General features: G+C 34.7%; 24 protein-coding genes. 6 read left to right on the top strand and 18 right to left on the bottom strand.

What is annotated here, in order from left to right; all coding sequences use genetic code 11:
* Positions 1 to 295 precede the first annotated feature (295 nt).
* Genes DRZ96_RS12320 through DRZ96_RS06935 form a run of 3 tightly spaced genes read left to right on the top strand, consistent with a single transcriptional unit; the run spans position 296 to position 2380 of the window.
* A complete protein-coding gene (locus DRZ96_RS12320) occupies positions 296 to 1708 on the top strand; it encodes a Y-family DNA polymerase (protein ID WP_112890101.1) in 1413 nt (470 codons plus the stop codon).
* A gap of 16 nt (positions 1709 to 1724) precedes the next feature.
* Positions 1725 to 2069, top strand: coding sequence for a hypothetical protein (locus DRZ96_RS06940; RefSeq protein ID WP_112890100.1), 345 nt, complete (start codon positions 1725 to 1727; stop codon positions 2067 to 2069).
* The gene (locus tag DRZ96_RS06935; protein ID WP_112890099.1) at positions 2066 to 2380 is read left to right on the top strand and encodes a DUF5960 family protein; all 315 of its coding nucleotides are present in this window, start codon (positions 2066 to 2068) and stop codon (positions 2378 to 2380) included. Before DRZ96_RS06940 ends, DRZ96_RS06935 begins: the two co-directional genes overlap by 4 nt.
* A 225-nt stretch (positions 2381 to 2605) precedes the next feature.
* Here DRZ96_RS06935 and DRZ96_RS06930 read toward each other — a convergent pair whose 3' ends face one another.
* Together DRZ96_RS06930 and DRZ96_RS06925 are read right to left on the bottom strand one after the other, a co-directional pair.
* The gene (locus DRZ96_RS06930) at positions 2606 to 3850 is read right to left on the bottom strand and encodes an FprA family A-type flavoprotein (RefSeq protein WP_112890098.1); all 1245 of its coding nucleotides are present in this window, start codon (positions 3848 to 3850) and stop codon (positions 2606 to 2608) included.
* Positions 3851 to 3861: 11 nt separating this feature from the next.
* Positions 3862 to 5799: an acyl-CoA dehydrogenase family protein gene (locus DRZ96_RS06925; RefSeq protein WP_112890097.1), complete on the bottom strand. Its 1938-nt coding sequence runs from the start codon at positions 5797 to 5799 to the stop codon at positions 3862 to 3864.
* A gap of 308 nt (positions 5800 to 6107) precedes the next feature.
* Between DRZ96_RS06925 and DRZ96_RS06920 the strand changes: the two genes are divergently transcribed.
* Both DRZ96_RS06920 and DRZ96_RS06915 read left to right on the top strand, forming a co-directional pair.
* Positions 6108 to 6689, top strand: coding sequence for a nitroreductase family protein (locus DRZ96_RS06920; protein WP_112890096.1), 582 nt, complete (start codon positions 6108 to 6110; stop codon positions 6687 to 6689).
* On the top strand, positions 6689 to 7714 hold the full coding sequence (locus DRZ96_RS06915) for a PTS transporter subunit IIC (protein ID WP_112890095.1): 1026 nt from the start codon (positions 6689 to 6691) through the stop codon (positions 7712 to 7714). Before DRZ96_RS06920 ends, DRZ96_RS06915 begins: the two co-directional genes overlap by 1 nt.
* Before the next feature lie 62 nt (positions 7715 to 7776).
* On the opposite strand, the gene DRZ96_RS06910 is transcribed toward DRZ96_RS06915, so the two are convergent.
* From DRZ96_RS06910 to DRZ96_RS06895, 4 genes are all read right to left on the bottom strand, one after another.
* The gene (locus DRZ96_RS06910) at positions 7777 to 8043 is read right to left on the bottom strand and encodes a GNAT family N-acetyltransferase (RefSeq protein ID WP_112890094.1); all 267 of its coding nucleotides are present in this window, start codon (positions 8041 to 8043) and stop codon (positions 7777 to 7779) included.
* A gap of 62 nt (positions 8044 to 8105) precedes the next feature.
* A complete protein-coding gene (locus tag DRZ96_RS06905; protein ID WP_112890093.1) occupies positions 8106 to 10535 on the bottom strand; it encodes a methyl-accepting chemotaxis protein in 2430 nt (809 codons plus the stop codon).
* 20 nt (positions 10536 to 10555) lie between these two features.
* Complete coding sequence (locus DRZ96_RS06900) at positions 10556 to 12610, bottom strand: efflux RND transporter permease subunit (RefSeq protein ID WP_112890092.1); 2055 nt, start codon at positions 12608 to 12610, stop codon at positions 10556 to 10558.
* A gap of 9 nt (positions 12611 to 12619) precedes the next feature.
* The gene (locus DRZ96_RS06895; protein ID WP_112890091.1) at positions 12620 to 13204 is read right to left on the bottom strand and encodes a TetR/AcrR family transcriptional regulator; all 585 of its coding nucleotides are present in this window, start codon (positions 13202 to 13204) and stop codon (positions 12620 to 12622) included.
* Between the two features lie 236 nt (positions 13205 to 13440).
* Between DRZ96_RS06895 and DRZ96_RS06890 the strand changes: the two genes are divergently transcribed.
* On the top strand, positions 13441 to 14316 hold the full coding sequence (locus DRZ96_RS06890; RefSeq protein ID WP_112890090.1) for a DUF4300 family protein: 876 nt from the start codon (positions 13441 to 13443) through the stop codon (positions 14314 to 14316).
* A 286-nt stretch (positions 14317 to 14602) separates the two neighbouring features.
* Here DRZ96_RS06890 and DRZ96_RS06885 read toward each other — a convergent pair whose 3' ends face one another.
* The 12 genes from DRZ96_RS06885 to DRZ96_RS06830 form a co-directional block, all read right to left on the bottom strand.
* A complete protein-coding gene (locus DRZ96_RS06885) occupies positions 14603 to 15745 on the bottom strand; it encodes an ABC transporter permease subunit (RefSeq protein WP_112890089.1) in 1143 nt (380 codons plus the stop codon).
* Entirely contained in the window at positions 15738 to 16814 is a 1077-nt protein-coding gene (locus tag DRZ96_RS06880; RefSeq protein ID WP_070700902.1) for an ABC transporter permease subunit, read from the bottom strand. The genes DRZ96_RS06885 and DRZ96_RS06880 overlap by 8 nt, the downstream gene beginning before the upstream one ends.
* Positions 16807 to 18399, bottom strand: a complete 1593-nt coding sequence (locus tag DRZ96_RS06875) for a sugar ABC transporter ATP-binding protein (RefSeq protein WP_112890088.1) — start codon at positions 18397 to 18399, stop codon at positions 16807 to 16809. The genes DRZ96_RS06880 and DRZ96_RS06875 overlap by 8 nt, the downstream gene beginning before the upstream one ends.
* Before the next feature lie 109 nt (positions 18400 to 18508).
* Positions 18509 to 19846, bottom strand: a complete 1338-nt coding sequence (locus tag DRZ96_RS06870; protein WP_112890087.1) for a DUF3798 domain-containing protein — start codon at positions 19844 to 19846, stop codon at positions 18509 to 18511.
* A 390-nt stretch (positions 19847 to 20236) separates the two neighbouring features.
* Positions 20237 to 20455 carry a gamma-glutamyl-gamma-aminobutyrate hydrolase family protein gene (locus DRZ96_RS12315; RefSeq protein WP_112890086.1) on the bottom strand — a complete coding sequence of 73 codons (219 nt, stop codon included), beginning with the start codon at positions 20453 to 20455 and terminating at the stop codon, positions 20237 to 20239.
* 112 nt (positions 20456 to 20567) lie between these two features.
* Positions 20568 to 21239 carry a YoaK family protein gene (locus DRZ96_RS06860; RefSeq protein WP_112890085.1) on the bottom strand — a complete coding sequence of 224 codons (672 nt, stop codon included), beginning with the start codon at positions 21237 to 21239 and terminating at the stop codon, positions 20568 to 20570.
* 107 nt (positions 21240 to 21346) lie between these two features.
* Complete coding sequence (gene purD / locus DRZ96_RS06855) at positions 21347 to 22591, bottom strand: phosphoribosylamine--glycine ligase (RefSeq protein ID WP_112890084.1); 1245 nt, start codon at positions 22589 to 22591, stop codon at positions 21347 to 21349.
* Positions 22592 to 22599: 8 nt separating this feature from the next.
* Positions 22600 to 24111 carry a bifunctional phosphoribosylaminoimidazolecarboxamide formyltransferase/IMP cyclohydrolase gene (purH, locus tag DRZ96_RS06850; RefSeq protein WP_112890083.1) on the bottom strand — a complete coding sequence of 504 codons (1512 nt, stop codon included), beginning with the start codon at positions 24109 to 24111 and terminating at the stop codon, positions 22600 to 22602.
* Between the two features lies 1 nt (position 24112).
* A complete protein-coding gene (gene purN / locus DRZ96_RS06845; RefSeq protein ID WP_197720989.1) occupies positions 24113 to 24715 on the bottom strand; it encodes a phosphoribosylglycinamide formyltransferase in 603 nt (200 codons plus the stop codon).
* Complete coding sequence (purM, locus tag DRZ96_RS06840) at positions 24699 to 25730, bottom strand: phosphoribosylformylglycinamidine cyclo-ligase (protein ID WP_112890081.1); 1032 nt, start codon at positions 25728 to 25730, stop codon at positions 24699 to 24701. The genes purN and purM overlap by 17 nt, the downstream gene beginning before the upstream one ends.
* Positions 25731 to 25741: 11 nt before the next feature.
* Complete coding sequence (gene purE, locus DRZ96_RS06835; protein ID WP_070700886.1) at positions 25742 to 26218, bottom strand: 5-(carboxyamino)imidazole ribonucleotide mutase; 477 nt, start codon at positions 26216 to 26218, stop codon at positions 25742 to 25744.
* Positions 26219 to 26228: 10 nt separating this feature from the next.
* Positions 26229 to 26909, bottom strand: coding sequence for a phosphoribosylaminoimidazolesuccinocarboxamide synthase (locus DRZ96_RS06830; RefSeq protein WP_070700884.1), 681 nt, complete (start codon positions 26907 to 26909; stop codon positions 26229 to 26231).
* Positions 26910 to 26924 lie beyond the last annotated feature (15 nt).

The raw sequence follows: 26924 nt of genomic DNA, 5'->3' as shown, positions 1-26924 counted from the left end.
TCAAAATAAATTTTTATTTGTTTCCTATCACAAATCTATTTTGATTTGTATTTTTTTAATTATTAGCTTTTACAAGTTCATAAATTTTTATGACTTTATGATTTCTTATAACTTCATTAATTTCTACTACTTCATTAACTTTTATAGTCTTATAAATTTCTAGGACTTTATAATTTTTATGAACTTGTGTTTTTAGGTCAAATGTTCTAAAATGTACTTAATTGGAACTACTGTTTAAATATGTATTTATTTTAAAATTCATTTTTATTTACTTTGATTTTTCTCGAGGTGGCTTATGACTTTTATTGATTATTCTTTGGAACCTAAATCTGATATTGCTTTTGTGGACATCAAGTCTTTTTATGCCAGTGTTGAGTGTGTCAAGAGGAACTTGGACCCTCTCACTACTTGCCTTTGTGTTATGAGTAGGTCTAGCAATTCTAAGGGCCTCATTCTTGCAAGTTCTCCTACCTTTAAACGTGTCTATGGCAATAGTAATGTTGGAAGGTCAAGTGAGCTTCCCTTTGACGTGGAAACTAGGAAGTTTAGTTTTGAAAAGGCCAGGAGACAAAATATTGAGATCACTAAGTCTTATGTTGATTTTATTGAAAAGTGGGCAAAAAATACTCTTATTGTCCCGCCAAGGATGGCTCTTTATATTGAAGAAAATTTAAAAATCCAAAAAATTTTCCAAAATTATGCTCCCAGAGAGGACATCCTTCCCTATTCTATTGATGAGGGTTTTATTGATCTTACTAATTCTTTAAATTATTTTGTGCCTAACAAAAGTATTTCAAGGCATGACAAGTTGGACCTTGTTTCTTCTATGATTCAAAGGGATATTTGGGAAAGAGCTGGTCTTTATTCTACTGTAGGCATGAGCAATGCCAACCCCCTTCTTGCCAAGCTTGCTCTTGATAATGAGGCCAAGAAGACTAGGACCATGCGCGCCAACTGGTCCTATGAAGATGTGGAGTCCAAGGTCTGGGCCATTGATGATTTAAGCGACTTTTGGGGGATTGGGTCTAGGCTCAAGAGAAGGCTCAATACTATGTCAATTTACACTGTTCGAGATCTTGCAAATTATGATTCTGATGTCTTAAAAAAGGTCTTTGGAGTTATTGGTCTTCAACTTTGGTTTCATGCCAATGGTGTTGATGAGTCAAAGGTCACAAGGCCCTACAAGTCTAAGTCCAAAGGCCTTGGCAACTCCCAGGTCCTCCCTCGTGATTACAAGTCCCAAGATGAAATTGAGATTGTCTTGTCAGAGATTGCTGAGCAAGTGGCTGTTAGGATAAGACGTACTAGGAAGAAGGCTTCTGTGGTTGCCATTTATGTTGGCTTCTCTCACTCAGAGAATAAAAAGTCCATCCACGCAAGAAGGACTATTAGACCCAGCCAATCCACCAGGGTCTTACAAGATGAGGTTATTAAACTTTTTAGGGAAAAGTATGATGGCGGTGACGTGAGAAATCTCGGAGTGTCTTATGATAATTTGGTGGACCAGTCTTCTACTGTTTTTGATTTTTTTGATGATGTTAAGGCCATTGAGAGGGAAGAAAGTCTTGACAGGACAATTGATGAAATCAGGGACAGGTTTGGCTTCACTTCTCTTCAAAGGGCCACTTCTCTTATGGAAGGTTCTAGGGTAATTGAAAGGAGTAATCTAATTGGCGGCCACTGTGGTGGCATGGATGGTTTGAAATAATTTTGGAGGTGTTTGTATGGTTGATAGGTCTTATTTGCCCTTTAAGTCTGCTAGAGAATATATGGACAGGGGGATGGCAAAGTGGATGGGATTTTTTATCTCTGAGCACACTTCTGCCCTATCTCACATGGGAGATACCATAGATTTTTCTTCTCAAATGTCTAATGAGGAGATTGTACTTTTGATTAGTCAGGTTTATGTAAATAATCTTGAGGTTTTGGTTTTTACTAGGTTGAGACAAGACCCTTATCTTGGCAGGATTAAGGATATTTATGAGGGGAGTATTTATTTAAGTGGAGATAATCCTCTAAATATTAATTTTGAGGATATTATTAAAATTGTTCTTGCAGAGGAATTATGAAAGATTTAGAAAAGAATTCTCTTCAATTTGATTATTTTTCTATTAACTACAAAAATTTTGAGGAGACTTTTTATAAGTTTTCAAATATTAGTGTTCCCTTAATTTTTTTGACTGATGACCTTCTTCTCCACATGATTTCCACAGGTCATCCTTATTTTCTTCTAAATTCTAAAAATTCTGCCGATGATAGGGACCATTATTTTGTTTTTAAAAAACTTACAAGTTCAGAAAATAATTTTATCAGCCAGTTTGAATACTTGGGCCAAATTTCTCCTCTTTATTTTGAGGATAAATTTTATGGGAAGAAGTGAGTATTCAGCCTTGGCTGATTTTTTTATTTTCTTTTTTCTTAACTTTTTGTTTTTAACTTTTAAAGTTCTTTATTTATCTCTTATTTTACTTATTTAATTTTTCTTTCTTAATTTCTACATTTTCCCCAATTTTTATTTAAGACTTTAAAAATTTTCACAAAAAAAGAAGCTATATCTAGTGATATAGCCTCTTTTTATATTTTTAAAACAAATCTTTTCGCAAGCTTATTCTTGACTAGCTGATTTTGCCTTAACTTCTCTAATCTTAGCCATTGATTCGATAATAGAATCTGCAAGAGCTTCCATGTCGTTTTCGTTAGCCTTGTTAAGAGATGAGTTAAGTGTAACTCTTTCTGGAAGTACGTCGAACATCTTAAGATTTTCGTCAATGTATTCTTCAATCTTATCGCCAACTGTACAAGCCCAAGTACCATTTTCGATGATACCAACAGTTCTATTTTGAACGTTAAGAGCTTCTAGGTCCATTAAGAAGTTTTTCATTACAGGATAAATACCTAGGTTGTAAGTTACTGATGCAATTACAATGTGAGAGTATTTAAATGTGTCTGCAATTAGGTAAGACATGTGAGTGTTACTTACGTCGTGAACTACTACATTTGTCATTCCCTTGTCACAAAGTCTTGATGCAAGAGCTTGTGCAGCACGTTCTGTGTTGCCATACATTGATGCGTAAACAATCATTACGCCCTCTTCTTCTGGTTCGTATCTTGACCATTTGTCGTATTTGTCGATGAACCATCCAAGGTTTTCTCTCCAAACTGGTCCGTGAAGTGGACAGATATATTTAATATCTACAGTTGCTGCTTTTTTAAGAACGTCTTGTACAAATGGACCGTATTTACCAACGATATTTGTTAAATATCTTCTTGCTGGGTCAAGGTAATCTCTTTCGAAGTTAACTTCGTCAGCAAATAGTTTTCCGTCTAGTGTACCGAAAGTACCGAAAGCGTCAGCTGCAAATAGTACTCCGTCAGTTGTATCAAAAGATACAAGTACTTCTGGCCAGTGAACCATTGGTGCTTCTAAGAATACGAATTCGTGTTTACCAAAGGAAATTGTGTCTCCTTCAGCAACAATGATTGATTGTTCGTCAGGTACGTGGAATCCGTATTGACGCATGAATTCAAATCCTTGTTCACTTGCTATAACTTTTACATCTGGATATCTTAAGATGATTTCGTCAATAGCTGCAGCGTGGTCTGGTTCTAAGTGATGAATTACTAGGTAATCTAGGTCTTCTCCATCAAGAACTTCAGTTATATTTTCTAAATAATCTTTTACAATTGACCAGTCAACTGTATCAAATAGTACATTTTTTTCGTCTTTTAGTAAATATGAATTATATGTTACTCCTTCTGGTATAGGGAATATATTTTCAAATAATTCTAGTCTATGATCATTTCCACCAACATAGTAAAGATCATCTGTGACTTTTCTAACTGTATACATTATATCCTCCTTTATTTTCTATCTGCTGGGAAATCAGCTTCAATAAAGTTTTGCTTTTCTTCTTGACATTCTGGACATGTCCAATCGTCTGGTAGCTTATCAAAATCTGTACCTGGATCGATTTCGCCTTCTGGATCTCCGTAGTTTGGATCGTATTCGTATCCACAGCCTGGACATACCATAACTTTGTAGTTAGGAGCTAATTTTCTAGGTTTAGATCTTCTAACTTTTTTCATTGGAGGTGCTGGTTCTTTTTCGCCAGTTCCTAATGCTTCAGCAAGAAGTGGCATAATTTCGAACATATCTCCAACTATACCGTAGTCACAGTTCTTAAAGATTGGAGCACCTGCATTTTTGTTGATTGCAACAATTGTTGATGCATTTTTAATACCCTTTAAGTGTTGGCTGGCTCCTGAAATACCACATGCGATATATAGGTTACCATTGAATTTTTGTCCTGACATACCAACGTATCTTTCAAGTGGAACAAGTTTTAGAGTTTCTGCAACTGGTCTTGAAGAACCAAGTGCTGCACCTGCTGCGTGAGCAAGCTCTCTAGCCATATCCATGTTTTCTTCTCCACCGATTCCCTTACCTACTGAAACAACTCTTTCAGCGTCGTAAACAGGAGTATCAATATCAATACCTACAGAGAAGTCATATCCATCTTTCTTAAGGTTTTTAACTAGTATATCAACAGCTTCCTCAGCTGTGTCTGCTTTTATAATTTCTCTTTTTCTATCTCCAGTGATAGGGCCAGCTTTTTTATCTAATGCAGCAGCTCTACCTTTTTTCTTTGGAGCTTTACCAATAAGGTGACTTGCAACTACAACTCTTTGGATTTCAGAAGTACCTTCATAGATTGTTGTGATCTTAGCATCTCTGAAGAATCTTTCTACGTCCATGCCCTTTAGGTATCCATTACCACCGTGGATTTGAAGAGCTTCGTTAACAACCCACATAGCAACTTCAGATGCAACTGTTTTTGCCATTGCAGCTTCCATTGAGTAGTTTTCGTGATTTTGTTTCATTTCAGCAGCTGAATAAACCATAAGTCTTGCAGCTCTGATTTTAGTAGCCATATCTGCAATCTTGAATGCAACTGCTTGTTGTTGAGCAATTGGTCTACCAAATTGAACTCTTTCTTTTGCATAAGCAAGTGCAGCTTCATAAGCACCTTGTGCAATACCTAGTGCTTGTGATGCGATACCAATTCTACCACCGTCAAGTGTTTGCATTGCAATTCTAAATCCTTGACCTTCTTTACCAAGTAAGTTTTCCTTTGGAACCTTAACATTGTTAAATTGAAGCTCAGCAGTAGTTGAAGATCTAATACCTAATTTGTCATAGTGATCTCCAAAAGTGAATCCTTCCCATCCTTTTTCTACTATGAAAGCAGAAATTCCGTGAGTACCGATTCCTGGTGTAGTAACTGCATAAACTACATAAGTGTCAGCAGCTGGAGCATTAGTGATGAAAATCTTGTTACCATTTAAGATGTAGTAATCTCCATCAAGAACAGCAGTAGTTTCTGTACCACCTGCATCAGAACCAGCGTTAGGTTCAGTAAGTCCAAAAGCACCAAGTTTTTTACCTTGAGCAAGAGGTTTTAAATATTTTTCCTTTTGTTCTTTAGTACCAAAAGCTTGGATTGGATAAGATCCTAGTGAAGTGTGAGCTGATAATACAACACCAACACCAGCGTCTACTCTTGAAAGTTCTTCTACAGCGATAGCATAAGAAATAACATCCTTACCTGCTCCACCTTCTTCTTCAGGGTATGGAAGTCCCATCCAACCGTTTTCGCCAATCTTCTTAATGATTTCTTCTGGGAATTCATTGTTTTGATCAAGTCCAAAAGATAATGGCTTGATTTCTGCTTCTGCAAATTCTCTGATAGCCTTACGTAGGGCTTCATGTTCAGCAGTTGTCTTGTACATATTTGACATATTTTCCTCCTTTTAAGATTAAAGATAATTAAAGTATTAGATACTTTATTAGTTAAAAACAAAAGATACACCAAGATGGTATACAATAATTAAAGTATACAACAACTTTACTAAAGTGTCAAAACATTTTCACAATATTTTTAATAAAATTTAAAAATGTTTTTTAGAAAATCCTTCGTTTTCCTACTGAATTATTTATACCCTATTTTAAATTTTTTATCATCTATTTAATCCTTTAATTGATAAATTCTTTTTTTGTTGTAAAATATAAAGTTAACAAGAAGATGTTTATTGCAAATGGAGGAATTATGAATTTAGAAAAATTATTAGAGTGGAGAAGATCTTACAGAAAGTTTGATGAAGAAAGAGAACTTGCTAAGGAAGATATTGATGGAATTTTATCTTCTATTAAGTTTGCTTCTTGTGCAAACAACAGACAATTCTTAAGATTTATCTCTGTTGAAAGCAAAGAAAAAGTCTTAGAGATTTTTGATAACACAAGATGGGCTGCTTCCCTTCCCAATGATGCTGGTAGGCCTAAGGAAGGTGAAAGACCTGTATATTTTATTGCCATCTTAAGTGACAAGGAAAAGAAATTAAAATTCGATGGAGTTGACCAAGGACTTGTGATTTCTAATTTAACTCTTGCTGCTGCAGAAAGAGGTATTGGATCTTGCATCATTGGAAGTGTTGTTGATGAGAAGATGCGTGAAATTTTATCCTATGATGAGAGATATACTTGTAGTCTTGTTGTGGCTTTTGGCTATCCAAAGCTTGAGTCTTCAATAAAAGAAATTGATATAGAAGAGGACCAATCATATTACCTAGATGATAAGGGAAACTATGTTGTTCCAAAGTACAAGCTTGATGATATTGTAAGGAGAATATGATGAGTAATAAGGAAAAATCTTTCTCTAGCTTTATAAATAGAAAGGCAAAATTATATTTTATTGATGCCCTCGGTGCCATGGCCTTTGGTCTTTTTGCAACTCTCTTAGTTGGTACAATATTAAATACTATTGGCAAGTCTTTTAATATTTTATTTTTGACTGATGTCCTTTGGCCTCTTGCTCAAAAGGCAACGGGACCTGCTATTGCAGTTGCTATTGCCACAGCTATGGGTGCACCAAGTCTTGTTGTCTATGCGGCAACTGTTGTTGGGATTGCTGGCAACGATCTTGGAGGTCCCATGGGTGTTTATATTGCAACTATAGTGGCTGTTGAGTTTGGTAAACTTGTCAGCAGGAAGACAAAAATTGATATTATAGTCACTCCTGCCATTACAGTTTTAACTGGAGTTTTTGTTGCCAACTTTGTTGGTCCTTATATTGGCAACTTCATGAATCTCTTGGGAGCAATTATTATTAACGCAACAAATAAAGCACCCTTCTTTATGGGAATAATTGTATCAGTTGTTGTTGGTATTGTATTGACCCTTCCAATTTCATCTGCTGCCCTATCAATGATGCTATCACTTTCATCGCTTGCTGGTGGGGCTGCAACTATTGGTTGCTGTTGTCAAATGGTTGGCTTTGCAGTTATGTCTTATCGTGACAACAAGGTGGAAGGCCTTGTGGCCCAAGGTCTTGGAACTTCAATGTTACAAATGCCAAATATTGTGAGAAAACCTCTTATAATCATCCCGCCAATCCTTTCATCAGCAATCCTAGGACCAGTGTCTACAATGGTATTTAAACTAGAAAACACTCCCCTTGGTTCAGGTATGGGAACTAGTGGACTTGTTGGACAAATTTCAACCTTTACTGCCATGCCAGATGTTCCTTTTATGAAACTTTTGGGAATAATTTTACTTATGCATATAATCTTGCCTGGTCTTGTTACTTTTGTAATCTACGAAGTCCTCTACAGGAAAGGCCTAATTCAAGATGGTGATATGAAGTTATATTTTAAATAAAATTTTATTAAAAGATAATAATTTTTTGCATTAAAAAAGATGGGTCACCCCATCTTCTTTTTTTATGCTCTTACATCATCATAGTCACTTGACTCAAGTTTCTTTTCTACGTAAGAACAAGTTCCTAAAATCTTTTTATTTTCTTTTCTTGCATCTTCCACAAGTTGTTTTACAAGTTCACCTGCTAGTCCTTGTCCACCAAATTCTGGTTTCACAATAGTGTGTTGGGCATCAATTACATCGCCCTTATCTTCGTAAGTCAAGATTCCCTTGTAATTATTTTCGTCTTCGCCTATATAATAACAGTTTCTACCTTTTTTAACTTCCATAATAACCTCCTATTTTAAACGTTCTTGTAAATTACTTACCCATTTAAAATAAAAGTTCACTCTTATTTTATTTTTTCAATGATTCTGTATTTTGTATCAAAACCTTCATTAGTTCCTGTGAAGGAGTTGTCGCCTTTTGAAAGTTCTAACATGGCGTCTACAGTTTCTTTAAATTCTGGAAGTTCTTCTGTCTTTCTGTCAAGCTCGTCAATTCCCTTTTGTTTAAATTCTTGAAGCTTTTCTGCGAAGATTCTCATGTTATCGTCAATTAGGTTGCTTCCATCTTTTAGTTTAAAGGCCCCAGCACTTAAATCAATGATACCATCGTCAAGTTTTTTTATTCCATCCCTCATTGGCACAATTCCCTCTGTCTTAAGTCTTGGGAATTCTTTGAAGTCCTTAGATTTATCTCTAAATTCTAAAAGACCACTTGTTAAATCACTTGCACCGTCATTTAACTTGCCTGAGTTGGAGTCAAGTTCTGTTATTGCATCTGTAAATTTATTTACAGCTTCTTCACTTTCTCCTGTTCCCTCTCTTAGTTTTGATGAGCCATCTTTTAATTTTGTAGTTGCATCATCAAGTTTTACAAGTGAGTCAGAAAGCTTCATAAGTTGTGATGTGTCAAGTTTTGATGCTGCTTCAGTCATTGCCTTTCCAAGTTCTCCATCAATTTGTCTTGCACCACTTGCAAGTTCTGATGTTCCTGCTTGGAGTTGTTCAAGTCCTCCAGGAAGCTGACTTGTACCTGCATTTAATTTTTCAGATGCAGCAGCTAGTTGATTCATGCCCCCCTTTAGCTCATCAAGGCCTTGTAGTTGCCCTGCCATTCCACTTAAACCCTTTAAAGCTTGAAGTTGTGCTCCAGCGTTTTGTGCTGATCCACCAATTGTTTGTGCGTTTTTACCAATATTTCTTGCTGCTCCACCAAGTTTAGTAATTGCTTGGAAAGCTATAGCTTGTGATTCTGGATCTTGAATTTGACTAAGCATTCCTATTACTTGTTCAATCTCTTGGGCTGAACCTCCAATACTTTGGGCAGATGCGCCAATCTTTTGAAGGTCTCCTTCAACATTTATATTTTCAAGACCAGAAAGATCTGGGGCCTTCATTCCTTGAACCTTATCATTTAATTGTTGGAAGTTGCTATTAAACTTATCTTGACCTGCTGCAAGCTCCTTTGAGCTTTCAAGTGCCTTACTTGCACCAGCATCAACCTTGTCTGCACCAGCTGATAGTTTTTCTATCCCAGCTTTTAATTCAGATAGTTTCTTTAAGGCTTCTTCCTTCATCTCATCAATCTTGCTAAGCTTGCTTGAACCTTCTCTAAGTTGTGTTGTTGCGTCTTTTAATTTTCCAATTCCATTGTCAAGTTCCACTGAACCATCGTGAAGCTTTCTTGCCCCATCTTTCATTTCTCCAGTTTTTTCATTCATCTTGCCAACTGCAGAAGTGTAGTCAGTGATACCAGAAGTTAATTTGCTTCCACCTTCATACATTTCTTGTGCTGCACCTGGAATCGGTTCAACCTTATCAATAACTTCATCAATTTTGTCTTCAAACTCTCCAGACTTTTCATAAAGTTCCTTGGAACCGTCCTTTAATTTAACAGATCCATCTCCCATTTCTGAGATACCGTCATTTAATTCGCCTTGGGCATCAGATAATTTTGAAGAAGCATCTACCAATTTTTTTGAATTATCTTCTAGTTCCTTAATTCCATCTCTTAACTTGTCAATAGTATCTAGGTCAGCTTCGTTTTGGAATAGTTCATTGGAAATAACAATATATGCTTCAACAGGTTTGTAGTCCTTAACGTCCATTTCTATTGTTGCCTGGCTCTTGAAGTCTTCCATTTGCCTTTCTTCTAGAATAGTTTCAAAGTTTTCTCTTAGGCCTGGTGTTAAAATTGTTGTCACCATTTCATTTTTTCCATCTTTTGCCACTTTTGCATCATCTGTTTCAATATTAGAAGCTACTTCTTGTGGAAAGGCCATAGCTGCCATTAGGGTATAGGGTGCATATACTCTTTGCTTTTTGCCAGCAATTCTCTTTATAGCATAGTTTTTATTTTCTGCTGATAGGACAACTTTTAAGTGACCAGACTTACCCTTTAAATCAGAGTTTTCGATTTTTTCTCCGTCAAGATAGTAATCGATCTTTACATCTATTGGAAGGTCTTTTTCACTCTTACCTTGGTAGTAGATGTCCTTAACATCTTCGTCCCAATAAATATATCCTGAATCATTTTTTATCATTTCATCTGTCTTTAAGTTCTTTACATTTTTTAAGTTTGACTTGTCCTTTCCCTTAATATTATCTTCAGAGTTTAGCCAAACTGAAACAGTCTTATCTGTAATTTTATCATCCTTCTTTAGGACATAAACTGTTTCACTTTTATTTATAATTTCTGATGCTGCAAAGGCAGTATTAGTTAATATCATAGAAGATAGGACAAGGGAAATAACTCCCTTTTGAAAATTTTTATTCATTTTTCTCTCCTTTTAATAATTTAATCTAAGTTTTTTGTAGTCTTCTTAATGAAAGGAAAACTAATTGAAATAATAGCAGGTAGTAAAAGTATGATTACAAGCATACTTATAATGGCACCCCTTGCTAAAAAAGTACAAATTGTTGATACAATTTCCATCTTAGAATAGATACCTACACCAATTGTTGCCGCCATAAAAGATAGGGCTGAAGTTACAATTGATTTTGAAGTTTCTTTAACAGCAATTTTTAAAGATCCGTCTACGTCCTTGGACTTTTTGTATTCTGCTAAAAACCTATCTGTCAAAAGTATTGAATAATCTATAGTTGATCCAAGCTGAATAACCCCAATTATTATAGATGTAATAAATGGTATTGTGTGGTTGAAGTAAAAAGGAATTCCCATGTTTATTTGTATGGCAAGTTCAATTGCTCCAATTAAAACTATTGGAAAGCCAATAGACTTTAATACAAGGGCAATAATTAAAAATACTACTGAAATAGAAATAATATTTACTATTTTAAAGTCCCTGTCAGATATTACTGTTAAGTCATCCGTTAAAACCGCTTCACCAGTTAGGTAACCTTCCTCGTCATGTTCATTTATTACTTCTTTCATTTGTGCAACTTGTCTTTTCACTTCAGGTGATGCTGTTTGAAACTCAGAGTTTGCCATGATCATTTGGTAACCATTCTTGCTAAAGTTATCTTGAAGTTTGTCTGGCAAGAATTCGCTAGGAACAGTGACCCCCGTTACTGAACTTACACTTAAAACAGAGTTTATACCTTCAATTCCCTTTAGGTCACTGATTAAACCTTCTAGATTAGAATTTGATAAATCATCTTTTACTACTATAAAGTGGGTACTTGCCATGTTGTAGTCCTTCTTCATCTTGTTGAGGGCCACTATGGAATCTAGGTCTTGAGGCAAGGACCTGTCTAAGTTGTAGTAGAGCTTTGTGTTCAATGATCCATAAATTGCTGGAATAAATAATCCTATAGCAACAAGGAAAAGGGTCTTCTTGTGCCTAATGTTAAAGTCTGATAATTTATCAAAACTTGGCAGCATAACCTTGTGGTTGTATTTGTTTACTAAATTTTCAACCATGAGAAGCATTGCTGGAAGGACTGTTACAGTTGAGATTAGGCCAATTAGGACCCCTTTACTCATAACAAGACCAATATCCTTACCTAAGCCCAATCTCATTGCTATTAGGACAATAAATCCTGCAAAAGTAGTAAGTGATGATGCAAAAAGAGATGAAATTGTCTCTTGGATTGCAACATCCATAGCGTCATATTTTGTATCGTAATATTTTTTTTCTTCAACATACCTGTGGTAAAGAAAGATTGAATAGTCCATGGTAACAGCAAGCTGCAAAACAGCTGCTATGGCCTTGGTAATGTAAGAAATCTCTCCCAGGAATATATTTGTCCCAAAGTTATACAAGACTGCATAACCTATTGTGAGCATGAATACAAAGGGAACTATAGTCGATTCATTTGTTAAGGACAAAATTATTAGTCCAAGAACAACTGCAAGTCCAACATATATTGGTGTTTCCTTGTCAATTAAATCCTTGGTATCCTTAACAAGTGAAGAAATCCCACTTAGGTATTTTTGATTTGACTCAATCTTTCTAATTTCATCTATAGCTGACATTGTGGTCAAGGAAGATGATGATTCACTAAACTTTACTATCATAAGAGTGGATCCATCAGCATAAAAAATATCTTTTACCTCATCTGGTAAAAATCCGCTGGGAATCATATCTCCTACAGTAGAAGATTTTGAAATTACATCTTCAACCCCGTCTATCTCAAGTATTTTCTCTCGCAAGACCTCTGCATCATGGTCGCTTCCCTCTAAAATTAACATACCTGTGGCCGCATTTTTAAAGTCTTCATCCAAGATTTTTTGACCTTGGGTTGACTTTAAGTCTTGAGGCAAGTAGGACAAGATGTCATAGTTTACTCCAGTCAGCTTGTAACCTATAAATGAGGGAATCAAAAGTAAGGTCATGACTAAGAGTATAAATTTAGGTCTGTGTGAAATAAATTTTGTAAATTTTTTCATTCTACTCCTTTATCTAAATATTCTGTCTACGATTTTGTACAAAGCAGGCTTCATTTCTTCAATATCAAGAACTGAGTCTGGCATTAAGGCTGATTCACAAGTTGAAAGAACTATCTGAATAGTTAATGACAAGATAAATAATCTTTCAGACTCTGATAACTCATCATTAAATAAACTTGAATATTTATTTAAAATAAATTGAAGGTTATTGTCCGTTTCTTTATACCTATCATCATTTTCTATCTTTGCATAAAGAGCCCAGTTTAAGTTGTTTGAAAAAAGTTGCAACTCAAGAGGATCCTCAACTAAGTGATCAATTATATAATTTATAAATGAAATATATCTCTTCTTGGGATCACTATCCACACAAGTGGACTCAGCTTCATAAAAGAGCTCCGTCATTATATCTAGGACTATTCTTTGCTCCAGATCTTTTTTATCTCTAAAGTAAAGATAAAAAGTTCCCAGGCCTAAGTCAGTCCTGCTCATAATATCTCTAATAGAAGTAACTTCTATCCCCTTTTCTCTAAAGGAAGACATAGCAGCTTCTGAGATTTTATTTTCTTTCTCTTTTCTTTTATCTTGAGACGTCATTTTTACCTCCTTCTAAACTTTTATTAATAACTGAACGTTGTTCATCTTTGCAAAAGATATAATAATACTTTTCTGAACAAAGTTCAAGTTTTTTTTATTTTTATTTTTAAAAATGACCCTGGGATAAGGGCCTGATATTTATATTATATTTTCAATTTTAAATTATTTTTTATTTTTAAATTTCAATTTTAAATTTCTATTGTATAATAGCAGAGAAAATATTTTTTGGAGGAAAAATGAAAGTAAAATCACTAATAATTCTCACATGTCTGACTCTTATAGCTTCAGGATGTGGAAATAAAAATAAAGATAATAAAATTGAAGATAATAAGACTAAGATTGAAGTAAGTGAACTTGATAAAAATGAACAGAAAGATTATCTCATATCAAATATGAATAATGACACTTCACTTGATCTTGTTAGGTCTACTATAGAAAAGAATTTAGATAAAAATGTTGCAGAATCTTTCGCTAATCTTGTTAAGGACTACAACAAAGAAATCTCAAAAAATTTGCTTAGTGGTGACTTTGAAAGGGCTTCTAAGATAGATAAGACTGGAGAAATTATAGACAAGAGATCTTCCATAAGCCACAAGTATCCTGACACAAATTGCAGGATAAATTCTTTTTTACTATTAAAAGATGACTTGTCCATAAAATATGATATGGATATTGATGATGAGATGCTTTTCATGGATAAGGAAGCCTTAAAAAATTTAAATTTATTTAATAATGAGGACTTAGAAAATTTTTATAAATTATTTTCAAGAGTAAAGACTTCATCTTCTAAAGACCCAAAAATTCATGCCAAGGTAATGGAAGAATTTTTGTCAAAAGTTGACTTTCCAAGGACTGCCAGCATGGTCTCAGTAGTACTTCACGACAACTTAGATGGCGACTACCTATTTATTGGTCACGTTGGAGTCCTCCTTCCTTTAGATGATGGCTATTTATTTTTAGAAAAGATTTCTTTTGAAGAGCCCTACCAAGCAATAAAGTTCTCTAAGAAGGAAGATGCCTATATGTATTTGAAAGAAAAGTACAGGGACTATCTTGATCCAGAGGTTGCTCCTCCCTTTATTATGGAAAATAATAAATATGTAGAAATATAATTTATTACAAGTATTTTTAAAAATATATTTTTTAAATTAATAATTTTTATTTAATCTGTAAAATTAAAAAACATGTTTTTATCAATCTATAATTTTTAACTGCTTTTGTTTTATAAACTAATTTATAAATTTTACTTGTTTATAATTTTGAAATCACTTTATAATTTAAAATTAACTTAAGACTTTTCTTTGAGTTTAATTTAAATTCAAATTCATAGTTTTAAAAATTTACACAAAAAATTGCCCCACTATTATGTGGAGCAATTTTCTTTTGCATAATTTATTTTTATTCTGCTACTTTATTTCCATCTTTTATCTTGTCTTCTCTTAACTTTAACCTATTTGCATCAAGCTCTCTCTTTCTTTCGAAAGCGTGAAGGATAAGTGCAAGAGTTACAACTCCGTAAGAGATAAATGTTCTGAAGTATTCACCCATCATAGCATCTCCTGTTAAAACTCTTCCCGCTTGTGGAAGAACTATAAACATTAAGTGGAAAAGGGCTGTACCTAAGATAACATTTGGTATTGAAGCCTTTGATACAGATGCACCACCAACAAGGATTGATGCTGCTGCATAAAGTGCTGCTTGGTCTTGACCTGCATAAGTTGCAAGAGTACCAATGTTTTGTAAATATATAATTTGTCCGTAGCAAGCAAGAACTGTTGACATAACAATTGATGCAATTCTTATCTTATCTGAATTCATTCCCGCGTTTTGTGCAACAAATTGATCTTGTCCAACTGCCTTCATATCGTGGCCAAGTTTTGTATTTCTAAACCAAACGATAAATAGGCAAAGTAGACCGATTATTGCAAGAGTAACTACTGGAACATCAAAAAGAATTTGGTGCTTAGCAGTTATAGGAATGTTGATCCTGAACTTTAGAATGTTGTCAAAACCTTGAGCAGATGCTAGGGTAATAGAGTTTTTAATACCGTAACCTGCTGAAAGGACCATGGACTTAGTTCTCATTGGAATTATAGTTCCGCAGAAGTAAAGTAAGAATAACATGTACCAACCAAGGATAAAGAAAGCAAGCATCATTGATGTGATCATTTCTCTACCTCTGGCCCTATTAAGAACTCTACCTGAGAATTGTCCAAGTAGGATTGCAATTGGAGTACCGATTAGAGCTGCTATAAGAAGTCCTGTCGCTCCAGTGAATCCCCAGTCTTGGGCAAAGATAATTCCTATTTGTCCTGCCATAGCTCCTAGAGGGATACCAAAGTTGATTCCCATACCAGCTATAATTGGAATGATAAGAGAAAGTACTAAGAAGGTATTTCTTACCATTCTCTTTGAAAGCTCATTTGTTATATAAGAAAGTGGTGGTTTGGCAATTATAAGTCCAGCCACAACAATAATTATAAACAAAATTGGAACCATAAATCTGTATAAAAATTCTTTAGAATTAAATTTTTTATTCATCTTTACTCCTCCTTGTAAGTGCGTAAATTATCATTCCATTTGTGATTATCATTCTTAGTATTTCTGAAATATCTATATTTAGTGCACCATTTATAACAGTAGGAGTAAGTGTAATTACACCTTGGAATAAAAATGTACCAATTATAACATTTGGAATAGATGCCTTGTTAATACTTGCACCACCAATTAGTAGGGCTGCTACTGTTTGGAAGGTAAAGGCAAGTGGCGCTTGATAAAGTTGGATAAAACCATAGGATTGTTGGTAGATAATAATTCCAACTGCAGCAAGTACTGTAGAGAATATTACAGAAACTAACCTCACCCTGTTAATATTAATTCCAGATGCTCTTGCATATTCTGGGTTAGAACCAACAGCTGTCATTGCTGTACCAGTCTTTGTCTTAAAGAAGGCCCAAACAATAAAGGCCATAAGAGCAAAAATTAAAAACATTCCCACTGGAATCCTAACTCCAAGTATGCTGATAGATAAGAAGTTGTTTAAAAGACCTTCTGTTATTCTTGTTCCATTTTCTAATACCTTGGACTTCATCCAATAGTCTGCAACTGGAACTTGTTGTGAAAGTCCCCTACCAGAATAACTTAGTACAGAAACAGGATTCTTATATGGAAGAATCAAATAAGCTATACACATAAAGGCTGTGAAAGAATAACCTACATAAGTAGCAATAAGCATCTCATCGCCCTTAATCCTATTTAATAAAATTCCGTAGAAAAATCCAAATACTATAGCAATAAGAGCAGCGAATATCATTGCAATAAAGATTCCTGCAAAACCTTTGAAACCAAATTCAATAGATGTTACTCCTCCTAAGATTCCTGCAACAACTCCAATTGGGATACCAAAGTTAAGTCCACATCCAGATTGCACCATAGGCACTAGAGATAAGACTAAAACTGAGAACATTCCAAATCTTGAAAGAACGTTTTGTGCTGAGTCTCTAAGAGAAACACCAGCAAAGGGAGCAGCAATGAATAATATTAACAAGAAAACTGCAATAATAAGCCTTGGTATTCCAATTTGTTGTATTAAACTTTTCTTTTTAGTCATTTCCAAGCTCTCCTTCCCCACTCATTAGAAGTCCAAAGTTTGTAGGATCTGCACTTGCTGGTAAGATGCCAGCGATTTTACCTTCACATATAACAGCTATCCTGTCACAAATACTTCTAAGTTCTTCAAGTTCTGATGAAACCATAACAATTGTTGTATCGTCTTTTTCATTAGATTCCTTTAAGGCATCAAGAACAAGTTCTTTAGCACCTATATCAATACCCCTAGTAGGCTCTGATACAAATAGAAGGTCTGGTTCCATGGCAAAGGCCTTGGCTAGACAAACTTTTTGTTGGTTACCACCAGATAGGTTACCTGCCTTTTGGTGAGATCCCGTAGTCTTTATGGCAAGAGATTTTATATATTCATCAGATAATTCTCTCATCTTTGCTTCATCCCTAAATTTGAAACCTAAAATCTTTTTAATGAATTTCTCTTGAACCTGCATTGCATTAAAGGCTATATTCCAAAATATTGGTTCTTCTAGCAGAAGTCCAACTCCCCTTCTATCTTCTGATACAAAGGCAATCTTATTTCTTAAAATATCTAGGGTATCTCCAAGTTTTAATTCTTTTCCATTGTATGTGATTTTACCACCTACAGGATAAGTTCCAAGGATCCCATTAGGTATACCAAGCTTTCCTTGACCAGCAAGACCAGCAATACCTAGGATTTCACCCCTAACAACTGAAAGATTAACATCATATACAGCTTCACCTGGCATATCCACCCATAGATGTTCAATTTCCATAATATGGTCATTGGAATCTAGGTTCTTAGCAAGTCTTTCTTTAGCTAGCTTCTTTTCTCCATCTCTTCCAACCATCCATTCGGCTATTTCTTCAATAGATAGGTTTTCATTTTTTCTATCTTCTATTATTTCACCATCTCTTAGGACAACAACTTGATTACAAACACTAGTGATTTCACGAAGTCTATGAGTGATGAAAATTATAGAAATTCCAAGATTTGCCAATGTCCTCAAAGAGTCTGTTAAGTTATTAGCTTCAGTCTCAGTAAGAACTGCTGTCGGCTCATCCATAATAATTAATTTAACATCTTTTCTTGTCATTTCCCTTGCAATTTCAATGAATTGCTTGTGGCCTACAGGCATTTCAGACACAAGAGCATTAGTATCAATTTTAACCTCTAAAGTATCCAATGACTTACCTGCAATTTTTAAATTTTCCTTTGCATCAATACTTTCTAATTTTTTACCAAAAACTTTTGATATTACAGAAGAGTTGGTTTCTTCCATATCTAGAGTAATATTTTCTGCAACAGTGAATCCAGGGATCAAACTAAATTCTTGATGTACCATTCCTATACCTGCATTTAAGGCGTCAATTGGGTTTTTAAAGTCAATTAATTTTCCGTCAAAATAAATTTCACCGTTATAACCGCCTGTCTCTCTTATAACTTCCATTCCAAAAATTATATTCATTAGAGTTGACTTGCCGGCACCATTTTCTCCAACAAGTCCCAAGATTTCTCCCCTATTGAGAGAGAAGTTAACATCCTTTAAGACGGTATTTTCGCCAAAACTCTTGCTGACATTCTTGACTTCAAGTAAACTGTTTGTCAACAAAATCCCTCCATCTTCATAATATAAAATTAAAATCAACGGTAGCCCGTTGACTTTAATTTGTTCAATAAGATATTTACTTATTAATTAATAATATATAAATATTATTTTATTCAGCTTGTCCTTCTGCTGATTCTTGTGCTTCCTTAATAGCGTCTAAGTCAACATTTAGGTTTAGATATTTTTCAGGAACGTCAACCTTATCCATACCTAGGTAACCTCTACCATATACATAAGTGTCTTGAGCTAGTAAGAAGTGGTTTTCTTTAGTTTCTCCAGTAGCTCTGTCTATATAGTTTTCAGCCATCCAGTTTGCACCTTCAGTGTAGTTTTGAATAGCAGCAAGAATTTGTTCTTGGTTAAGAAGTTCGCCTTCACCCTTAAGAACTTCCATTACGTGGTCAACAGCACCAAGAGTTAGTGAATAACCTAGAGAGTATGCCCAAGTACCCATTCTCTTGTCGCCACCTTTTTCGATAACTGCCTTTTCAACAGCTTCGTTAATTGCCTTCCAGTCTCCAGCCATATCTTGGATGTCTACTGAGAATGCCTTAGGATAACCCATAATTGGAGATGGTAAGTCTTGTTCTACAAAGATTGCTCCACCAGCTGCAACACCTCTAAGAAGTGGTTCAGTGTGGGCGTCATTTGTACAGAAGAAAGCAGTGTCTTTACCGTATTTGTCAATCCAAGGTTGGATATTTTCTGCTATATATTGTTGTGCTCCTGGAACACCAATATCAGTTGTAGGATCTGGTGCGTTTAATGAAATAAATTCAAGTCCTAGGTCCTTACAAGCTTCTTCCATGATTGCACGTCTAAGAGCTAGAAGTTCAATAGACATGTGTCTTGGGAATGTGATGTGAGCAAATTTAGTAGCTCCCATTTCCTTAGCAGCCGCTATAATTCTGTATCCTCTTGATACGTTGTCGGCATCCATTACAAGGTCAGATGCATTTTCTACCATTACTGTATCTTCTTGAGCAACTAAGTTTACAAGAAGGATATCAGGTCTTTTTTCTCTAATTTGGTTAAAAGCAGCAACAGTTCCTGGAACTGATTGGTTAACAATAACTGCTCTCATTAGAGGATCGTCTGCCATAGCTACAATTTTAGAAATTGTAGTTTCTTGTTCAGCTTCAAATCTGTCTGGATAAGTATCGTGTTTAATAACTCCACCTTCATCAGCAGAACCATAAAGTTCAATTGCCTTTTCAGCAGCACGGAACTCATCTTCAGCTTGAGATACTGTACCAGTAACAATTCCTATGTGATATTCTTCGCCTTCTTTTAGAGTTTCAAACTTTGCTTTTTGACCTGCATCTGCAGTTGTGGAAGCTTCTCCTTCATCCTTTGCAGCTCCGTTGTCAACTTTTTGACAACCAGTGAATGCCAATGCCATAAGCATTACAAGCATGATACCCATAAACCCTTTAAATTTTTTCATTTTTTACACCTCTTCTAATTTATTTAATATTGGTTTATAAATTAAAGAGATTTTATCACATTAAATGGCAAAATACAATGTAAATATGAATTAATTTTCATGTTTTGTAAATTAAAAATACAATATTTTTACAATTAGATTATCTCTTCTAAAATTTTAATGTTTTATAAAAGTCTCATAAGCCTTTGCATTACTATATTATAGTTTTAAAAACTTTCATGTTTGTAGTAAAATTTTATAAAATAATTTTTAGAATTTTTTAAAAGTATAATCCTTTGTTCATTTTAACCCCTATCAGTCTAAAGTGTTCTCAATTCAAAAAAAGCCTGAGTTTAAAAACTCAGACTTAAAATTAATTTTCACTTCTTCTTATAAAATTTATAAACAAGTTTATACTAGCTTCATCACATAAAATAAAGTTTCAATATTCCATTGGACTCCAATAATATTATGTTCGTCATTTATCATCTCAAATGTTTCAAAAATATTGTCTTGAGACTTCGCTGCTAGCTTAAGGCCTCTTCTCAATCTGTCAATGGCTTTATAGTTAATAGAGTTAACAAAAAGTCTCTTATCTCTTAAGGCCTCTCTTGGTTTTAATCCTCTAATATATCATATTTGTGAAATAGTATATAACTTAGAATCTTTTTTTGATTATAAACAATTTTTGAATAAATATTAATAGATCTTTAATAAACTTAGTTTTATAAATTTCATAAACTTAAGACTTTAAACCTTCTTCTAGAAATAGAATAAAAAAGGAAATTGTCAAAAGTCCAGCTGCAATTAATATTGATTTAATTCCCAAGCCTTTAGAAGTCAAGTAGCCAAGTGCTGCTCCCAATCCAAAGATAAGGATAACTGTGTAATATTTTTTTGCATTTTCAAGATAAACATCTTGCTTAGTTATATGATACTTAGAAAGATTTTCTGTTGCTGATCTTAGGTTCCCTATGCACATAGTTGTGGCAAAGTTAAGTCCATAAATTTTTTTAAAGGAATAAACTTGCATGGCACAAGAAAAGGATAAAAGGGCATTAGCCAAATTATTTAAACTTTCTGGAATCATGGCCACTAGAATCATAATTATTATTTCAAATCCAATTATATATTGACGCCAGTGGAGGACTCTTTTTTCAATTGCATCTTCAAACCTGACTGCAACATAGACTCCAAGAGCAAAGGATAGGACTGGGATTAAGTATGCCAAGGATTCTTTAAAATTCAAGTCTACTATGTTTTTGAATAAGAGAACTATATTTCCCGTTTGTGCATTGGCGAAAACTTTCCCCCTCATTAGATAGGAGTAGGCATCTTGAAAGCCACCTGCCAAGGTAATAAAAACTATAACCAAAAATGTTTCGTGTAAATTTTCATAAGATTTTAATTTCATTTTAACCACCAATATATAGTCTAATACAAAAATAATTTTCTGCAATGAAAAACAGGTGATTGATTTCAACCACCTGTAAATTTAATTATAAATATTTATGAAAAAATTTATTTTGTCCCAATGTCTTTTCTGTAGTAAGCTCCTTGGAATGAAATTTTTTCTACATTGTCGTAGGCTTTCTTGCGAGCTTCTTCTAAATCTTTACCTAAGGCTGTAATTGATAGGACTCTTCCACCATTTGTGTAAAGTCCATCAGTTTTTTTAGTTCCATTGTGAAAGACTATTAAGTCCTCATCAACCTTATCAAGTCCTTCGATGAGTTTTCCCTTTTCGTAGGATCCTGGATAACCACCTGAACACATGATGACTGTTAGGCAAGTCTCATCCTTCCACTTAATGTCATCTGCTTCTAATTTTCCATCTATTGTCTTATTTAAAAGTTCATATAGGTCGACATCAAGTCTCGGCATCAATACTTCTGTCTCAGGGTCTCCAAATCTTACGTTGAATTCAAGAACCTTAGGCATGTCATCTTCTATCATGAATCCAACAAAGAGGATTCCTGAGTAGTGAAGATCTTCATCGTTAAGTCCTTTTTCAATTTTTCTATAAATTTTTTCAAGATTTTCTTCTAGTTTAGGGCTTGCTGATACTGGAGAATAAGTTCCCACTCCGCCAGTGTTTGGTCCCTTGTCTCCATCAAAAATTTGCTTGTGGTCCTTAGCCCTTTCAAGAGGGAATAGCTTGTTATCTGAAACTAGGCAAAGAACTGAAGCTTCTTCTCCTGTCAAGAATTCTTCAATAACAACTGTGTTTCCTTGGTCGCCAAAAATCTTGTCCTTAAATATTTTTTCAATGGCATCTATAGCCTCATCCCTATCTTGGCAAATTATAACTCCCTTTCCAAGGCAAAGTCCATCTGCCTTGACAACTAGAGGATAAGAAAATTCTTCAAGACTCTTTTCTGCATCATCATAGGATTCAAAGCTCTTATATTTTGCAGTTGGAATAGAATATTTTTCTAGAAATATTTTGGTAAATTCTTTTGACTTTTCAAATCTGGCACAAGACTTATTTGGTCCAAAAACCCTAAGTTCCTTTTCATTAAAGGCATCAACTATTCCTGCACATAGTGGGTCTTCTGGTCCCACAACTGTTAGGTCAATCTTATTTTCCACTGCAAAGGCAAGAAGTTTTTCAATATCTGTTGGGTCAATGTCTAAATTTTCGCAAAAATCCCCTGTGCCACCATTGCCCCTTGCCATGTAAATTTTATCAACAGATTTACTTTCTTTAAGCTTCCATGCAAGTGCGTGCTCTCTTCCACCATTTCCAATTACAAGTACTTTCATTTGGCCTCCTAGTGTCTAAAATGTCTCATATTAGTAAAGACAAGACAAATATTATTTTCATTTGCATAATCTATAACTTCTTGGTCCTTAACAGATCCACCTGGTTGAACTATTACATCAATTCCTGCCTTATCAAGAAGTTCAATTGTGTCCCTAAAGAAGAATCCATCAGATGCAAGGACTGCACCCTTTATTTTTTCTCCAGCTCTTTCAATTGCTTCTTCTACTGCCCAAGACCTCTTTGTTTCTCCTTGACCAAGGGCAAGAGTTCCACCATCTTTTGCAATTACAACTGAGTTTGAGAAACTTGTCTTACAGCAAGTGAAGGCAAATTTTAATTCTTCAAGTTCTTTTTCTGTTGGCTCCCTATTTGAAACAAAGTCTAGTTTGTCTTCGTCCCAAATTTTGTCGTCAAAGTTTTGGATAATAATTCCATTTAGAACTTGCTTAAATCTAAACCCTGGCTCGTAAAGTTTTTCAAAGTCAGGAATTTCTATAAGCCTAATATTTTTCTTTTGAGCTAAAAGGTCATAGGCTTCTTTAGAAAAACTTGGAGCTGCAACAATTTCCAAGAAAATCTTTGAAAGATTTTCTGCAGTTTTTATATCAACTTCCCTATTAAGTGCAATTATTCCACCAAAAATTGATTCATCATCACATTCATAGGCCTTTACAAAGGCTTCTTCAAGACTATCCCCTATTCCAATTCCACAAGGATTTGTATGCTTAACAGCAACAGCTGCTGGCTTATCAAAATTAATCACTGCATTAAGAGCAGAGTACATGTCGTTTAAGTTGTTGTAAGAAACTTGCTTACCATGAAGAACCTTGTATTCAATTTTGTCTGGAGTATAAGAATCTTCATAGAAGGCTGCCCTTTGATGAGGATTTTCACCATATCTCAACTCTTCAACAAGCTTATAAGACTTGTTTATATATCTTGGGAATCTATCCCCTTCTCTTTTTGCAAAATAATTTGAAATTACAGCATCATAGTGTGCAGTGTAGCTAAAGGCCTTGTTGGCAAGATATTCATTAAACTTCGGATCCTTCTTATCTATGTAGTTAAGTACACTGTCATAGTCAGCTGGATCAGTTACAATGTAGACGTCCTTATAATTTTTGGCAGCTGCCCTAATCATTGATGGCCCACCAATGTCTATATTTTCAATCATAGTGTCGTGGTCTGCCTTTTCAAGCAACTTTTCTTCAAAGGGATAGAGGTTATTTACAACCATATCAATTGTTCCTATTTCTTCTTCCTTTAAAGTTTCCATATGTTCATTTAAATCACGTCTTGCAAGTATGCCTGCGTGGATTTTTGGGTTAAGAGTCTTCACTCTTCCATCTAAAATTTCTGGAAAACCAGTTACCTTGTCTACAGATATTACATCTATTCCTGCATCCTTTAGCTTCTTATAAGTACCACCAGTAGAAATGATTTCCCAACCTCTATTGACAAGTTCTTTGGCAAACTCAACAATTCCTTCTTTGTCATAAACTGAAATAAGTGCCCTCATCCTAACCTCCAATTACAACTTTTCCATTAACAACTTTTAACTTATCCTCGCAAAAATATTTTACAGAAAGAGGCAAAATTTCGTGCTCAATCTTTAAAACCTTTTGTTGAAGTTCTTCTGGACTCTCGTCTTCAACTTCAACAATTCTTTGCATGATAATAGGACCCTCATCTGCCCCCTCATTTACAAAATGAGTTGTGGCACCAGTGTATTTAACACCCCTTGATATGACGGCCTCATGTACTTTTAATCCATAGTAACCCCTGCCACAAAAGGCAGGAATTAGTGATGGATGTATATTTATTATTTTATTTTCATAAATCTTGGTAATTTTTTCTGGCAAGATCTTTAGATATCCTGCCAGAATAATTAAATCAATTTTATATTCTTTTAACTTGTTTATGAGCTCTTCATCATCTTTTATAAAGAAGCCAGGTATTCCCGCCTTCTCTGCTCTGACTAAGCCATAAGCATCTTCTCTATTTGAAATGACAATTTTTATTTTTCCGTTAATATAATTATTTTCTGTATTGTCAATGATGGCTTGTAGATTTGTGCCACCACCTGAAATTAAAACTGCAATATTTTTAGAGGCTAAGGTCAATTTTATCTTCTCCAGCCACAACTTTTCCAAGTTCATAAAGTTTTAAGTCAGTATCCTTAAAGAAGTCAACAACCTTGTCTTTGTCTTCTTCTGATACAACAAGGGTAAATCCAACGCCCATATTGAAGGTAGCATACATGTCTTCATCCTTTAGATCTGCCCACTTCTTTAAAAGTTTAAAGATTTCAGGAGTTTCGATTACAGATGCATCAACCTTTGCACAAAGTCCATCAGGAATCATTCTTGGAATGTTTTCGTAGAATCCTCCACCTGTTATGTGACTCATTCCCTTAATATCAACAATTTTCAAAAGCTCAAGAATTTCCTTAACATAAATTCTTGTTGGCTTTAAAAGTTCTTCCCCTAGAGTAGAATTTAATTCATCAATTTCTTCATTTAAATCAAGTTTGCAGTGGTCAAATACAATTTTTCTAACAAGTGAATAACCATTAGAGTGGATACCATTGGAAGAAAGACCAAAAACTATGTCCCCTTCCTTGATGCTAGATCCGTCGATAATTTTGTCCTTATCAACAACTCCAACAGCAAAACCTGCTAGGTCATATTGGTCTTCTTGGTAAACTCCAGGCATTTCTGCAGTTTCTCCACCAATAAGTGATGCTGAAGATTGGATACAACCTTCGGCAACTCCCTTTACAATTTCTTCCATTTTTTCAGGAACTAGCTTGCCAGTTGCAATATAGTCCAAGAAGAAAAGTGGTTTAGCGCCTTGGCATAAAATATCATTTACGCACATTGCCACACAGTCAATACCAATAGTATCGTGTTTATCAAGCATGTGAGCCAAGATAACTTTAGTACCAACACCATCTGTACCACTACAAAGTACAGGATTTTTAATTCCATCAAGGTCTAAATTAAATAAACCAGAAAATCCACCAAGAGATGATAAAACATCCTTGGATTGGGTTTTTTTAACAATACTCTTAATTAATTCAACTTCTCTTTGACCGGCATCAACATCTACGCCTGCATTCTTATAATTAATTGCCATCTCCGCTCCTTTTATCCTTCGTAAATATATTCGGTGTTTGCAATTTTTTCTGACATATCAGACCTAAATTGTCTTAGCTTTTCCTTTAAATTGTCATCAGATACAGCCAAAATTTCTGCAGCAAGGATTGCAGCATTTTCTCCACCATTAATAGCAACTGTAGCAACAGGTACTCCACTTGGCATTTGAACAGTGGAAAGAAGTGCATCTAGTCCATCAAGAGTTGAACTCTTAACAGGCACTCCAATAACAGGTCTTGTAGTAAGAGCTGCTATAACTCCACCAAGGTGGGCAGCCTTTCCTGCTATTGAAATGAAAACTTGGCTTTCATCTTCAGCATTTTTTACATATTCTTGTAACTCTTTTAAGGCTCTGTGAGCAGAAATTACTTTGGCTTCATATTCAATCCCAAATTCCATTAATTTTGCAACGATCTTGTCTGCAATTTCTCTGTCAGAAATTGAACCCATTATAATTGATACTCTCATTTTTAACTCCTTAAATTTCTAGATATTTTGAAACATTAAGAGGTTCTACATATTCTCCATTATGGTAAGCTCTCATGTTTCCACCACTAACTTCGTCGATTAGGACGATTTCGTCTGATCCTTCAAGTCTACCGTATTCAAATTTAATATCGTAAAGATCTAGTCCCTTTTCTTTTAAAAGGTCTTTTACAATATTTGCAATTTTCTTATTCATTTCTACGATTGTGTCGTATTCTTCAGCTTTTAAGATACCTAGGGCAACAAGTCCTTCTTTAGTAATAAGTGGATCGTCTCTTCCATCATCTTTTAAAGTGATTTCAGTATATTCTGGAAGGTCAGCACCTTCTTCTACATAAAGGCCATATCTCCTGTAGAAAGATCCAACGGCCTTAAATCTTGTAATAACTTCAAGACCCTTACCAAATACACTTGCTCTTTTTACTTCCATTAAATTATTGTCAAGGTCAGAAGAAATGTAATGAGTGTTAATTCCTGCTTCATTGATTTTTTCAAAGAAGTATTTAGTAACTTTTAGACATTCTTTACCTGCACCTTCAATACTACCAGCTACTTGGTTTCCACCAGTATCAAAAACTCCGTCAGTTCCTGTCATGTCATCCTTAAATTGTAGGTAACATCTTCCGTCTTCTTCTAAAACATTCTTAGTTTTTCCTTGGTAAATAGTTTTCATAATTTCCTCCAGTAA

It is taken from the genome of Peptoniphilus harei (assembly GCF_900454685.1).
Classification (GTDB): Bacteria; Bacillota; Clostridia; order Tissierellales; family Peptoniphilaceae; genus Peptoniphilus_A; species Peptoniphilus_A harei.
The sequence above is the reverse complement of the archived record's forward strand: the minus strand, read 5'-3'. Positions and strand labels throughout refer to the sequence as shown.